Here is a 13,312-nt window from a genome sequence, read left to right as displayed (position 1 = left end):
CGATACGCTTGGCCCGACGATCCTGCTGCCAATTGTCATTTTCGTCATCGCCGTGGTTCTGGGCGCCAAGGTCAGCAAGGCTTTTCGCGCCGCCGTCACCATCGGCGTCGCCTTCATCGGCATCAATCTGGTGCTTGGCCTCATGTTCACGTCGATTGGCGACGTCGCCAAGGCCATCGTCACCAACACCGGCATCCATCGCGACATCATCGATGTCGGCTGGCCCTCCGCGGCCGCGATCGCCTTCGGCTCATCGGTCGGCCTTTGGGTCATTCCGGTCGGCATTCTCGTCAACATCGTGCTGTTGCTGACACGCATGACGCGCACGCTCAATGTCGACGTCTGGAACTTCTGGCACTTCGCCTTTGTCGGCTCGCTGGTGGTCGCCGCAACCGACAACCTGGCCTATGGCATCGCGGTCGCAGCACTTGTCGCAGCACTCTCGCTGTTGTTCGCCGACTGGTCGGCGCGCGCGGTGCAGCAGTTCTACGGCGTGCCCGGCATCTCCGTGCCGCATCTCGCCTCGGCGCAGATCCTGCCGATCGCCATTGTGCTCAACTGGATCATGGACCGCATTCCCGGGATCAACCGCATCAACATCAACACCGATACGATCGAGCGCAGGTTCGGCGTGTTCGGCGAACCTGTCGTGATGGGCCTCATCATCGGCCTCGTGCTTGGTGCGATCGCCTTCTACAATGCGGGTGATCTCAGCGTGGTGCTGGCCAAGGTTCTGGGCACCGGCATGACGCTGGCCGCGGTGATGCTGCTGCTGCCGCGCATGGTCAAGATCCTGATGGAAGGCCTGCTGCCGGTTTCCGACGCAGCCCAGGCATTCGTGCGCAAGCGCACGGGCGATCGCGAGCTTCTTGTTGGCCTCGATTCCGCGATCCTGATCGGCCATCCGGCCGCGATCTCGTCGTCGCTGATCCTGGTGCCGATCGCGATCATCCTGTCCATCATCCTGCCGGGCAACCGCGTCATCCTGTTCGCCGACCTTGCGGTCATTCCCTTCATCGTCGCCATGACCGCGCCGCTGGTCAAAGGCAACGTGTTCCGCATGGTGGTGATCGGCACGGTGACGCTGGCCATCGGCTTCTACGTCGCCAACGCGCTGGCGCCGCTGTTCACAAGTGCTGCCGTCGCATCGGGCTTCAAGCTGCCGGCGGATGCGCTGCAGATCACCTCGGTGGTCGACGGCTTCCTGTGGGTGCCTTACGTGGTCATCGAGGCGATCCAGGGGCTTGGACTTGTCGGCATCATCGTGATCGCGGTGGTCATCGCGGCATTGTTTGTCCTCTACCGCCGCAATCCGCTCGGCTGGGAGCGGGCCGCGGGCGCCGAGGACGAGCCGGCCGAAGAGACGGCCTGAACCTGATAGGGTCCACCCTTCAAACCGATCGTGCGCCCTCCTCGGGGCGCCCGATTTCATCGACGGAGCCCGATCGTGCGCCCTCCTCGGGGCGCACGATTTCATCGACGGAGCAAAGAATGTCCGACGGCCTCATGCAGCTTCTGGATCCCGACGCGATCGTGCTCGGATCCGATGCCTCGACCAATGAGGAGATCATCCGCATCCTGGCGGGCCGGCTGGAGACACTTGGCTATGTCAAAAGCTCCTATGCCGACGCGGTCGTGCGCCGCGAATTGACCATCCCGACAGGACTGCCGCTGGAACGCTCCGACAATGTCGCGGTGCCGCACACCGATCCGGAGCATGTGCTGAAGCCTGGCATCGCGATGGGCACATTGAAGCAACCAGTGACCTTCGCCAACATGGAGGATCCCGACGAGATGCTGCCGGTCGGCTTCGTTTTCCTGCTTGCCATCAACGACAAGGACAAGCAGATTGAGGCGCTGCAGGCCGTCATGGCCACCATCCAGAACCCGCAAGCCTTGGATGATTTGAGGTCGGCCAGAACCCTCGAAGACGTGCGAGCCGTACTCGGCTGATAACCAAGGAGAAGCAGAGATGTCCAGACAGAAAACCATTCTCTTCGCCTGCGGCACGGGCATCGCCACCTCGACCGCGGTCAACGTCGCCGTCACCGAGGAAATGAAGAAACGCGGCCTCACCTTCAATGCCCAGCAGGCAAAGGCCACCGAAGTGCCCGGACTGGCCGACAATGTCGACTTCATCGTCGCAACCACCCCGATCTCCGCTTCGGTGACCAAGCCGGTCATCAAGGGCCTCGCCTTCCTCACCGGCATCGGCAAGGACAAAGTGCTCGACGAGATCGAGGCTCAATTGCGCAAGTGACGGTCCAGACGCCACGCGCAGGCTGACGCGGCTTCACACCACCCTGACGTAGCTCGTCATTCCCGATTTCTGGTGCTCGATGATGTGGCAGTGCAGCAGCCAGTCGCCGGGATTATCGGCGACGAAACCGAGCTGAACCTTCTCGTTGGGCTGGATGAGATAGGTGTCGGAAATCACGGGCTGAACCTGGCGCGTCGAGGACGACAGCACCTTGAAGCTCATGCCGTGCAGATGCATGGGATGGGATTGCGGCGTCAGGTTCTCCATGTCGATGACGTAGCTTTGGCCAAGCTTCAGTTCGGCCAGAGGCGCGGTCGGATCCTTGGTGTCGCCGGGCCACGGCACTTTGTTGATGGCCCAGAAACTGTAGCCCAGCGAGCCGCAGATGCCATCGCTCGGGACATTTTCCGCCGTGGCGCTGAGCGCCAGGGAAATATGCCTGGCACTGGCGAGATCCACTTCCGCCACCGGATTGAGCTCCAGTGGAGCAACATCGCGAATGTCCCGTTTGAGGGAGTTTCCTGTCGCGCGCAGGGTTGCCAGGATTTTTGGCTTGGTGCCTCTGACGTCCCTCAAGCTGACGATCGCGCCTTCCTCGTCGGGCATGCGTATGGCCAGCTCCATGCGCTGGCCGGGTCCAAGCAGCAAGGCATCGGGCGAAAAACGCTCAGGCACCGGATTGCCGTCGAGCGCCATGACACTCGCCTGCGCACCGTCGACGCGAAAAGCGTAGATGCGCGTCACGTCGGTGATGGCGACCCTGAGCCGCACCAGCCCTCCGGCCGGCGTGTCATATTGCGGCTGGTCGAGCCAGTTTGCGGTGCGCACCGTGCCGTAAGTGCCGGTTCTTGCGGCATCGCGCGGCCGGAACTGGTCGATGAACTGACCGTCGTCGCCGAGGCGCCAGTCACGCAAGTTGAGGACGATTTCGGCGTCGAATTTCGGATCGCTTGGGTTTTCGACCACGATCACGCCCGTCAGGCCATGGCCCATCTGCTCCAGCGTGTTGCAATGCGGGTGGTACCAGAAGGTGCCGGCATCGGGCGGCGTGAAGGCGTAGTCGAAATGATCGCCGGTGTAGACGTAGGGCTGGACCAGGAACGGCACGCCGTCCATCTTGTTTGGAACGCGAATACCGTGCCAGTGGATCGTCGTCGGATCGTCGATCGCGTTGACAAGGCGTGCAGCGAAGGGCTGGCCTTTTTTCATTCTGAGCACGGGCGGCATTCCGGCGTTGCCATAGGTCAGCACATCCCTGGTCTGGCCGATATCCATCAGCTTCGCCTGGATCTTTGCCGTCTGCAAAACCACCGGCTCAGGCATGGCAGCGGCCCAGCCACCAAGCCGGCCCATGGCCGAAAGCCCGACCCCGCCTGCGCCGGCAATCGCTGCCGTTTTCAAAAGCCGGCGTCGGGTGAGTACGGTCATTTGACGCTCCAGCTGCAAAGACGGCTGCCCTGGGTTTATCGCAGCCTTGGATCGTAAGCGAGCACCCTGTGCCTAAACCGACTCCGCCACCGGCCTTAAGCAAAAGATGCTGGCGTGGACGGACAATCGACCACAATAAGCGTCGCTGGCGGAGCGGCGCGCGACTATTTCGGCCGCGCCCCATAGGCGGCAAGGAATGCTTCGACCGAAGCATCGGCGTGCCGCTCGAGATCCGCCTTCGAACGCGGGTTGCTTCCGGTGAACATGGCTTCGTTCATTGGGATCCAGAGAAGCATTCCGAAGAGATGGCTGGCCGCCAGACGGGGATCGCTGGTCTGCAACAGGCCTCGACTGGTAAGCTTTTGAAAGCATGATGCCACCGAGGCAAGCATGCGTTCAAAACCTTTTTCATACCAGCTCCGGCCAAGCTGCGGCATCCGATCCGCGTTGGCGATAATCAGACGCCGCAGCTTCAGCAGCTCTTCGTCCATCAGCGTCGTTGTCATGCGTCGGGCAAGCTGCTGTAGCCCACCCTCCATGAATTTCGCCTCGGAAAGCAGCATCGTCACCGACTCGACGACATCGTTGGTCTGGCTGGCGGTGGACTCGACGACTTCGCCGAAAAGCGTCTCCTTGTCCGTGAAATGCTTGTAGACAGTCTGCTTGGATGCGCCTGCTTTGGTGGCGATCTCTTCCATGCTGGTTCCATCATAGCCCTTGGCGATGAAGGCGGCCGTAGCCGCTTCAATGATTTCACGATCCTTGCGAGCCGACCTGGTCTCACCATCAATTTTCATAGCGCCTCTCAACCAGTACTAGACGGTACCGTTCCCGCATGGTAGCCATAGTTACAGTACTAGACTGGCTAGTACCCATCAACGGCAGCAAGGCTTAGACCGATGACCAAAATGATCTTCCTCAATCTACCGGTACGCGATCTGCAGGCGGCGACCAAGTTCTATCTCGCGATCGGGGGCACGCTGAACCCGCAGTTCTCGAGCGACCAGTCCAGCTCGATCATGTTCTCAGACTCGATCGGGGTCATGTTGCTGACGCACCAGCATTACAGCCAGTTCACAGCGCGCCCGATCGGCGACCCCAAGCGGGACAGCCAGATGTTGATCGCACTCACCGTCGACAGCAAGGACGAGGTCAATGTCGTAATCGAGAAGGGCGTGGCGGCAGGCGGTCGCGCCGATCCCAACCCGGCGCAGGATCTTGGTTTCATGTTCAACCGCCACATCGAAGATCCGGACGGCAACGTCTGGGAGCTGCTGTGGATGAACCCGTCGGCCATGCAATAGCCCACAGGAATCGAAGCGGGCCAGGATGACAATGGAGAAGCGACCGGCATTCGCCTGTCGCTCCCGTCAGGCGCGCCGGCATCGGCTATTCAGCCGCCTCGGCATAGTGTGCCGGCACGTAGTTGAGGATGGGGCCAAGCCAGCGCTCGGCCTCGACCAACGGCATCGCCTTGCGGCGCGCATAATCCTCGACCTGGTCGCGCTCGATCTTGGCGACGCCGAAATAATAGCTTTCGGGATGCGCCAGATAGATCCCCGAGACGGATGAACCCGGCCACATCGCATAGCTTTCGGTCAGTCTCACGCCGGCATTGCCTTCGCCGTCGAGCAGCCGGAACAAAGTCGCCTTCTCCGTATGGTCGGGCTGAGCCGGATAGCCGGGCGCCGGTCGGATGCCGCGATAGGGTTCGCCGATCAGCTCGTCCGGCGCCAACGATTCGTCTGGCACGTAGCCCCAGAATTCCTTGCGCACCTTCTCATGCATGCGCTCGGCAAAGGCTTCGGCGAAGCGGTCGGCCAGCGCCTTGACCATGATCGAGGAATAGTCGTCGTTGGCGCGTTCGAAGCGTTCGGCGATCGCCACCTCCTCGATGCCGGCGGTGACGATGAAGCCGCCGATGTAATCGGCCTTGCCGCACTCCGCCGGCGCGACGAAATCCGACAGGGCAACATTGGCCTTGCCGTCGCGCTTGGTCAGTTGCTGGCGCAAGGTGAAGAACGTCGCCAGTTCCTGCGACCGCTTCTCGTCCGTAAACAGCCTGATGTCGTCGCCGACGGTGTTGGCCGGCCAGAAGCCGATGACGCCGCGCGGCGCGAACCATTTCTCGGCGATGATCTTGTTCAGCATCGCCTGCGCATCCTCGAACAGCTGGCGTGCGGCGGCACCTTGCGCCTCGTCTTCGAGTATTTTGGGATAGCGGCCCTTCAGCTCCCAGGTCTGGAAGAACGGCGTCCAATCGATGTAGCGCGCGAGCTCGGTCAGGTCCCAGTTCTCGAACACCTTCACGCCTGTGAAGGACGGCTTCGGCGGCTCATATTCGGACCAGTCTATCCGATGCGCATTGGCCCTCGCCTTGGCCAGCGGCAAACGCTGCTTGTCGGCTTCCGAGCGGGCATGCGCATCGGCGACCTTCTTGTATTCGGCGCGCACCGTATCGACAAAGCCGCGCTTGCTCTCGTTGGACAGCAAGGATGAGACCACGCCGACCGCGCGGCTGGCGTCGGTGACATAGACCGTCTGCCCCTTGCTGTAGCGCGGGTGGATCTTCACCGCCGTGTGCACGCGGCTGGTCGTCGCGCCGCCGATCAGCAGCGGAATGTCGAAGCCTTCACGCTCCATCTCGGCGGCCATGTGCGCCATCTCGTCCAGCGACGGCGTAATCAGGCCGGACAGGCCGATGATATCGACATTTTGCTCGCGCGCCGTCTGCAGGATCCTGGCCGCCGGCACCATGACGCCGAGATCGATGATCTCGTAATTGTTGCAGGCGAGAACCACGCCGACGATGTTCTTGCCGATGTCATGGACATCGCCCTTGACCGTCGCCATCAGGATTTTTCCGGCCGTTTTGCGTTCGCCATTGTCGATGCCGTTGGCGGCGTTTGCCAGCTTCTCGGCTTCCATGTGCGGCAGCAGTCCAGCCACCGCCTGCTTCATTACCCGCGCCGACTTCACCACTTGCGGCAGGAACATCTTTCCCGCGCCGAACAGATCACCGACGACGTTCATGCCGGCCATCAGCGGGCCTTCGATGACATGCAGCGGCCGCTCGGCGGCAAGCCGTGCTTCCTCGGTGTCGGCGTCGATGAATTCGGTGATGCCGTTGACCAGCGCATGGCTGATCCGCTGTTCGACAGTCCATTCGCGCCAGACGAGATCGCGCTCCTGCGCTTCCTTGCCGGCCGTGCCCTTGAAGCGTTCGGCGATCTCCAGCATGCGTTCGGTGGCGGTGCCGCCGGCCTTGGGCGCGCGGTTGAGCACGACATCCTCGCAGGCCTCGCGCAGATCAGGCTCGATCGTATCGTAGACGGCGAGCTGGCCGGCATTGACGATGCCCATGTCCATGCCGCGCTGGATGGCATGGTAAAGGAATACGGCATGCATGGCCTCGCGCACCGGCTCGTTGCCACGGAACGAGAAAGACAGGTTCGACACGCCGCCAGAAATGTGGACATGCGGCAGCGTGGCGGTGATCTCGCCGGCCGCCTCGATGAAGTCGACGCCGTAATTGTCGTGCTCCTCGATGCCGGTGGCGATGGCGAACACGTTGGGATCGAAGACGATGTCCTCGGGCGGGAAGCCGGCCTGCTCGGTGAGGAGCTTGTAGGCGCGGGTGCAGATCTCGACCTTGCGCGCCTTGGTGTCGGCCTGGCCATCCTCGTCGAAGGCCATGACGACGACGGCGGCGCCATAGGCGCGGACCAGCCTGGCATGATGCAGGAAGGCTTCTTCGCCCTCCTTCATCGAGATGGAGTTGACCAGCGGCTTGCCCTGCACGCATTTCAAGCCGGCTTCGATGATCTCCCATTTCGAACTGTCGACCATGACAGGAACGCGGGCGATGTCCGGCTCGGCGGCGATCAGGTTGAGGTATTCGACCATGGCCTTCTTCGAATCGATCAGACCCTCGTCCATGTTGATGTCGATGATCTGCGCGCCGTTGGCGACCTGGTCGCGGGCGACGTCGAGCGCGGCGACATAGTCGCCCGCCGTGATCAGTTTCCGGAACTTGGCCGAGCCGGTGACATTGGTTCGCTCGCCGACATTGACGAAGGGGATCTCGTCGGTGAGCGTGAATGGCTCCAGCCCGGACAGGCGCATCCTGGGCTCAATGTCCGGAATGGCGCGCGGCGGATACTTCCGCACCGCCTCGGCGATGGCGCGGATGTGCTCCGGCGTCGAGCCGCAGCAGCCGCCGACGACATTGACCAGTCCCTCACGCGCGAAATCCTCGATCTGGGCGGCCATGAAGTCCGGGCTTTCGTCATACCGGCCGAATTCGTTGGGCAGGCCGGCATTCGGATAAGCGCAGACAAAGGTGTCGGCGACACCGGATATTTCGGCCAGATGCGCTCGCATGGCGTTGGCGCCGAGCGCGCAGTTGAGGCCGATGGTGAAGGGGTTGGCATGGCGCACCGAATGCCAGAAGGCGGTCGGCGTCTGGCCCGACAGCGTGCGGCCGGAGAGGTCCGTGATGGTGCCCGATATCATCACGGGCAGGCGCACGCCCTTCTCGATGAAGATCTCTTCCGCCGCGAAGATCGCCGCCTTGGCGTTCAGCGTGTCGAAGATGGTCTCGATCAGGATGATGTCGGCGCCGCCATCGATCAACCCGCGCAGCTGCTCGCCATAGGCGAGGCGCAAATCGTCGAAGGTCACGGCGCGATAGCCGGGATTGTTGACGTCGGGCGACATCGAGGCGGTGCGGTTTGTCGGCCCGAGCGCTCCGGCGACAAACCTTCGTTTGCCGTCCTGCTGCTCGGCCCGAACAGCGGCGCGCCTGACCAGCCGCGCGCCATCGCGGTTCAGCGCATAGACGGCATCTTCCATGCCGTAGTCGGCCTGGGCGATCGAGGTCGAGGAGAAAGTATTGGTCTCCAGGATGTCGGCGCCTGCGATGGCGTATTGATAATGGATCTCCTCGATCGCCCCGGGCTGGGTCAGGATCAAAAGGTCGTTGTTGCCCTGCTGATGGCAGGCGCAGCCGGCGAAAGCCTCGCCGCGGAATTGGTCCTCGTTAAACCCGAGGCCCTGGATCTGGGTGCCCATGGCGCCGTCGAGGATGAGAATGCGCTCGCGTGCCGCCGCTGTCAGCGCGGCAAGCACTTCCGGGCCGTCCGGTTTTGCCGCGACGGGGCCGAACAATGCGTCCAGCGAGGCAGAATTCTGCGACATTTTTTATCCCTTTGGCGACAGGCCTTTTCATGTCACATAAGGATATCTTTATGTCAATATACGACAGATGCGCGTGATTGTCACCCACCCAACGCGAAGGCGGGTCCGTGGCGCCGGTTTCCGACGGACCTACGCTATGTCGACGCTTGCCAGGAAGCGGGCGAGGACCGGATTGAAGCGATCCGGCGAATCCCAGAACGGCGCGTGGCCGGATTTGTCGAGCAGATGGGTCTTGCCTTCCCATAGATTGGAGAATTTCACAGCGGAGACGAAATCGGTGTTGACGAATGGCTCGTCGATGCCGTTCAGAACGGCGATCGGCGGCGTCTTGCCGGCCACGATCTCGCGCTGGTTCCGGCCAGTGCCGGCCGCGAACTTTTCGAACATCAGGCGCCGCGCCCGTCCATCGGTGCGCGCCACCGTGTCGATGAGAAACGGCTCGAACGGCTCGCCGCAAGTGCTGCGCGCATAGGCCTCCACGTCGGCGCCGGTGAAGGTCTCCTGCCCGGCGAGATGCATATGCGGGCTCGGCTTGAATCCGCTACCGACCTCCTCGGGCGAGACAGGCGGCGTGCCGGTGATCATCAAGCCAAGCAGGCCGGGAAAGCGGTCGATCATCTCAAGCCCGATATGGCCGCCGAGCGACCAGCCGAAGACGATGGCCTTGTCGATGCCGAGCAGCCCGAGCACTTCGGTCATGGCATCGGCATAGCCTTCCATGCTGTAGGAACGCTCTGGATCGATCGCATCGCCGGACGCTCCATGGCCGGGTAGGTCGGGAGCGATGAGGTGATATCGCTCGCCCAACGGGCCGTCCAACTGGTTGCGGAAAACGGCACTGGAAGATGAATTGCCGTGGATCAGCATGACAGCGGTTCCCTGGCCGCTGGTCTCACGCACCGCGATCTTGCCGTGGCTGGTTTCAAGGGTCTTCTGCGAGATCGTCATTGTCCGCTCCGTCGGGACTTGCCCTGTTTTAATGCAGTTGCGCAGCAAAGCGCCACGGCTTCCATACCTTTGCGGGAACCATCTTCCCGGCCAGGTTGCGTTGAAAAATCCTTTTCAAATAAGAACAATTATGCGTAGATTGTCAATTATCCAACTCCCGATGAACGGGAGGAAAACAGGGAACAGCACGATGAAGCCCAAATCCGCCGCAAGTCGAATCCGCCATATGCTGATGAGCACGACGTTGATCGGCATGTTTGCCGCATCAGCCGCCCCCGCCTTTGCCGACGTCGTCAAGATCGGCCTGCTTGCGCCGCTCACCGGCCCTGCCGCGGCGGACGGCCAGGAATTCCAGCGCGGCGTGCAGATGGCCATCGACGAAGCGAACGCAGCCGGCGGCGTTGCCGGGGATACGTTCGAACTGGTGGTCGGCGACGTCAAGGATCAGTCCGCCGGCAACGTCACCAGCGCCGTCGAACGCCTGCTTGGCGATCCGGGCGTACACTTCATGCTGACCGGCTATGCCAGCCTGACCAATTTCGAGATCGACAACATGGCCGAGGCGGAAATGCCCTACATGCTGGCGGCCACCTCGCAGCAGACCAGGGACATCATCGCGCCGAGCCCCGACAAATACATGTGCTGCTGGTCACTGACGCCTTCCTTCGACGCCTACAACACCGACGTCACCCTGTTCGTCGAGAAGCTCGCGGCCGACGGCAAGATCACCCTGCCGACCAAGAAGGTCGCCATCATCTCGTCCGACAATGCCTATTCGAAGACCATCTCCGAAGGCATGAAGAAGACGTTCAAGGAGAAGGGCTGGACCATCACCGTCGACGAGATCGTACCCTTCGGCGAAGTGACCGACTGGCGTTCGATCCTCGCCAAGGTGCGCGAGAACGTTCCCGATGTCGTCATCAACACCGACTATCTGCCGGGCAATTCGGCGTCGTTCCTCAACCAGTTCCTCGAGCAGCCGACCAAGAGCCTCGTCTTCCTGCAATACGCGCCGAGCGTTCCGGAATTCGTCGAGCTGACCGGCAAGAAATCGGATGGCATCATCTACAACCTGCTCGGCGGCGCGCTGACGACGCCGAAGAACCCGCGCGCCGATGAGGTGGCAGCCAAGTTCAAGGCAAAATACGGCGTCGAGAGCGGCACCTACGGCGTCGGCCTCTACGAAATGACCAATGTCTATTTCGATGCGGTCAAGAAGGTCGGGGGCGCATCCGACCATGCGGCGATCATGAAGGCGCTGTCGGAGACCGACAAGCAGGTCGCGGAAGGGCGGCTGAAATTCGATCCCGCCACCCACCTGGCCACGCAGGGCGACGACTATATTCCGATCACCTTCTTCCAGATCTGGGATGGCCAGCGCACGCTGATCTCGCCTGAGAAATATGCCACCGGCGCCTTCAAGCTCCAGCCCTGGATGAAGTAGGGAATGGCCCTGCTTGAACTGGACGACGTGTCGAAGGCCTTCGGTTCGCTGAAGGCCGTCGATGGCGTGTCGTTCAAGGTCGAGGCCGGCGAGATCTTCGGTATCGCCGGCCCGAACGGCAGCGGCAAGAGCACGCTGTTCAACATCATCACCGGCATCCCGTTCGGGCCCGACCGGGGCAACATCCGCTTTGACGGCATTGCCATAAACGGCAAATCGGGACACGCCATCGCGCGCCTCGGCCTTGCCCGGACCTTTCAGCGGGAGACCAGCTTCGACGGGCTGACCGTATTCGAGAACGCGCTGATCGGCGCCAGCTACGGCAAGCAGGAAAAGACAGCGGCCACGGCCCGCAATGCCGCCGCCGAGGCGCTGGAGTTCGTCGGCCTGGGATCCCAGTCGTTCGGCCGGCTTGCCGGCGAATTGTCCGTGTTCGAGCGCAAATGCCTGATGCTTGCCACGGCGATCGCCATGCAGCCACGCATGCTCTTGCTCGACGAGCCGGCATCGAGCCTGACCAAACCCGAGATCGAGACGTCGATCGGCCTGATCCGCCGCACCGCCGAACGCGGCATCACCATCCTGTTGATCGAGCACGTGCTGACTTTCCTGATGAGCCTTTCGCAGCATCTGCTGGTGCTCAACAATGGCCGCGTCCTGGCCGCCGGCGATCCGGCAGGCGTGATCGCCGATCCGCACGTCATCGAGGCCTATCTCGGCACGAGGAGGTCGGCGGCGTGAATCCCATTCTCAGCGTCGAAGGCGTCACCGCCGGCTATGGCCGCGTCACCGTGCTGCACGATATCTCGCTGGAGGCCGGCCGTTTCGGCAATGTCGGCCTGTTCGGCCCCAACGGCCATGGCAAGACGACGCTGCTGCGTGCTATCTCCGGGCTTCTGCAGCCGAAGAGCGGCCGCATCCTGTTCGACGGGCAAGACATTGTCGGCCACAGCGCACGCGCCATCGTCGGCGCCGGCCTGATCCATGTGCCGCAAGGCAACCGGCTGTTTCCCGATCTCTCGATCGCCGACTGCATGGCGCTCGGCGCCTATTCGCCGCGGGCCCGGCCGCATGAGGCGGAAAACCGCGAAAAGGTGGTCAAGCTGTTCCCGAAACTGGCGGAACGCTGGCGCCAGCGCGTGCGCACGCTGTCGGGCGGCGAGCGCCAGATGGTGTCGATCGGCACGGCGCTGATGAGCCATCCGCGCCTGCTGATCCTCGACGAGCCGACGCTTGGGCTGGCGCCCAAGATCAAGGACGAGCTCTGCGCCTCCGTCATGGACATTTCGCGCGGCGGCGTACCGCTCATCGTCGTCGAGCAGGACATCGAATTCCTGCTGGAACTGACGCAGCAACTCTACCTCGTCAACCATGGCGCCGTTGCGACCGAGATCAAGCCGGGCGAAAGCCTCGACCACGGCGAGATCATGTCGATGTATTTTGGCCATTAGGAAAATCCGAAGATGAGCGCATTGGCGGAAATCCTGTTCGGCGGCCTGTTCCAGGGCTCGCTCTACGCCATGATGGCGGTCGGGCTGGCTCTGGTCTGGACGACGATCGGCGTGTTCAATTTCAGCCATGGCGTGTTCATGATGCTGGGCGCCTACATCGCCTGGCAGCTGGTCGAACTCGGCCTGCCGGCGGCGGTCGCCTTTCCCATCGCCGTCGTCGTCATGGCCGGCGTCGGCTGGATCCTGCAGGCGAGTGTCGTGCGGCCGCTGATCGGCCGACCCAACATCGTGCTGGTCGTCGTCATCACCACGCTGGCAGCCGGGTCGCTGATCGAGAACGGCGCGCTGACCATCTGGGGACCGCGCTCGAAGCAGATCCCGGCGCTGATCACCGGCAACACCACCATCGGCGGCGTCGGCGTCTCCCTGCACCAGATCGCCATCATCGTCATCACGCCGCTGATCCTGGCCGCACTTTGGATGTTCCTCAACCGCACGCGGCTCGGGCTGGCGCTGCGCGCCGTGGCGCAGAATGAAGATGCCAGCCATCTGGTCGGGCTGAACGTCACCGCGCTCTATGGG

Annotated in this window: 12 protein-coding genes; 8 read left to right on the top strand and 4 right to left on the bottom strand. The window is 62.5% G+C overall.

What is annotated here, in order from left to right; genetic code table 11:
• The 3 genes from ENZ74_RS06655 to ENZ74_RS06645 all read left to right on the top strand — a co-directional run.
• Nucleotides 1-1,372, top strand: a 1,372-nt coding sequence (locus ENZ74_RS06655; RefSeq protein WP_127312701.1) for a PTS transporter subunit IIC, incomplete at its 5' end; no start/stop codon positions are given.
• A 119-nt stretch (nucleotides 1,373-1,491) separates the two neighbouring features.
• Nucleotides 1,492-1,953, top strand: a complete 462-nt coding sequence (locus ENZ74_RS06650) for a PTS sugar transporter subunit IIA (RefSeq protein WP_063170054.1) — start codon at nucleotides 1,492-1,494, stop codon at nucleotides 1,951-1,953.
• A gap of 19 nt (nucleotides 1,954-1,972) precedes the next feature.
• A complete protein-coding gene (locus ENZ74_RS06645) occupies nucleotides 1,973-2,260 on the top strand; it encodes a PTS sugar transporter subunit IIB (protein WP_023809203.1) in 288 nt (95 codons plus the stop codon).
• A gap of 33 nt (nucleotides 2,261-2,293) precedes the next feature.
• Here ENZ74_RS06645 and ENZ74_RS06640 read toward each other — a convergent pair whose 3' ends face one another.
• On the bottom strand, nucleotides 2,294-3,688 hold the full coding sequence (locus ENZ74_RS06640; protein WP_063170053.1) for a multicopper oxidase family protein: 1,395 nt from the start codon (nucleotides 3,686-3,688) through the stop codon (nucleotides 2,294-2,296).
• Nucleotides 3,689-3,852: 164 nt separating this feature from the next.
• Nucleotides 3,853-4,485, bottom strand: coding sequence for a TetR/AcrR family transcriptional regulator (locus tag ENZ74_RS06635; protein ID WP_024504795.1), 633 nt, complete (start codon nucleotides 4,483-4,485; stop codon nucleotides 3,853-3,855).
• A 102-nt stretch (nucleotides 4,486-4,587) separates the two neighbouring features.
• On the opposite strand from ENZ74_RS06635, the gene ENZ74_RS06630 reads away from it, so the two are divergent.
• The gene (locus ENZ74_RS06630) at nucleotides 4,588-4,992 is read left to right on the top strand and encodes a VOC family protein (protein WP_013530216.1); all 405 of its coding nucleotides are present in this window, start codon (nucleotides 4,588-4,590) and stop codon (nucleotides 4,990-4,992) included.
• Nucleotides 4,993-5,077: 85 nt separating this feature from the next.
• On the opposite strand, the gene metH is transcribed toward ENZ74_RS06630, so the two are convergent.
• Nucleotides 5,078-8,887 (bottom strand): methionine synthase, encoded by a 3,810-nt coding sequence (gene metH / locus ENZ74_RS06625; RefSeq protein ID WP_063170052.1) that lies wholly within the window; start codon nucleotides 8,885-8,887, stop codon nucleotides 5,078-5,080.
• A gap of 129 nt (nucleotides 8,888-9,016) precedes the next feature.
• Nucleotides 9,017-9,835, bottom strand: coding sequence for an alpha/beta hydrolase (locus ENZ74_RS06620; protein WP_063170051.1), 819 nt, complete (start codon nucleotides 9,833-9,835; stop codon nucleotides 9,017-9,019).
• Between the two features lie 190 nt (nucleotides 9,836-10,025).
• Here ENZ74_RS06620 and ENZ74_RS06615 point away from each other — a divergent pair, with 190 nt between their 5' ends.
• The 4 genes from ENZ74_RS06615 to ENZ74_RS06600 all read left to right on the top strand — a co-directional run.
• Nucleotides 10,026-11,279, top strand: coding sequence for an ABC transporter substrate-binding protein (locus ENZ74_RS06615; protein WP_063170050.1), 1,254 nt, complete (start codon nucleotides 10,026-10,028; stop codon nucleotides 11,277-11,279).
• A gap of 3 nt (nucleotides 11,280-11,282) precedes the next feature.
• On the top strand, nucleotides 11,283-12,020 hold the full coding sequence (locus ENZ74_RS06610; protein WP_024504790.1) for an ATP-binding cassette domain-containing protein: 738 nt from the start codon (nucleotides 11,283-11,285) through the stop codon (nucleotides 12,018-12,020).
• Nucleotides 12,017-12,730 (top strand): ABC transporter ATP-binding protein, encoded by a 714-nt coding sequence (locus tag ENZ74_RS06605; RefSeq protein WP_013530211.1) that lies wholly within the window; start codon nucleotides 12,017-12,019, stop codon nucleotides 12,728-12,730. The genes ENZ74_RS06610 and ENZ74_RS06605 overlap by 4 nt, the downstream gene beginning before the upstream one ends.
• A 12-nt stretch (nucleotides 12,731-12,742) precedes the next feature.
• On the top strand, nucleotides 12,743-13,312 hold a 570-nt coding region (locus tag ENZ74_RS06600), incomplete at its 3' end, for a branched-chain amino acid ABC transporter permease (protein ID WP_164760960.1).

This window comes from Mesorhizobium sp. M7A.F.Ca.CA.002.15.2.1 (genome assembly GCF_003998715.1).
Classification (GTDB): domain Bacteria; phylum Pseudomonadota; class Alphaproteobacteria; order Rhizobiales; family Rhizobiaceae; genus Mesorhizobium; species Mesorhizobium ciceri.
This window is presented reverse-complemented; position numbering and strand designations above follow the sequence as displayed.

What these genes read in the sequence shown, in the direction of transcription:
- ENZ74_RS06650 (WP_063170054.1), top strand. Translation starts at nt 1,492, where the DNA reads ATGTCCGACGGCCTCATGCAGCTTCTGGATCCCGACGCGATCGTGCTC.
- ENZ74_RS06645 (WP_023809203.1), top strand. Translation starts at nt 1,973, where the DNA reads ATGTCCAGACAGAAAACCATTCTCTTCGCCTGCGGCACGGGCATCGCC.
- ENZ74_RS06640 (WP_063170053.1), bottom strand. Translation starts at nt 3,688, where the DNA reads ATGACCGTACTCACCCGACGCCGGCTTTTGAAAACGGCAGCGATTGCC.
- ENZ74_RS06635 (WP_024504795.1), bottom strand. Translation starts at nt 4,485, where the DNA reads ATGAAAATTGATGGTGAGACCAGGTCGGCTCGCAAGGATCGTGAAATC.
- ENZ74_RS06630 (WP_013530216.1), top strand. Translation starts at nt 4,588, where the DNA reads ATGACCAAAATGATCTTCCTCAATCTACCGGTACGCGATCTGCAGGCG.
- metH (WP_063170052.1), bottom strand. Translation starts at nt 8,887, where the DNA reads ATGTCGCAGAATTCTGCCTCGCTGGACGCATTGTTCGGCCCCGTCGCG.
- ENZ74_RS06620 (WP_063170051.1), bottom strand. Translation starts at nt 9,835, where the DNA reads ATGACGATCTCGCAGAAGACCCTTGAAACCAGCCACGGCAAGATCGCG.
- ENZ74_RS06615 (WP_063170050.1), top strand. Translation starts at nt 10,026, where the DNA reads ATGAAGCCCAAATCCGCCGCAAGTCGAATCCGCCATATGCTGATGAGC.
- ENZ74_RS06610 (WP_024504790.1), top strand. Translation starts at nt 11,283, where the DNA reads ATGGCCCTGCTTGAACTGGACGACGTGTCGAAGGCCTTCGGTTCGCTG.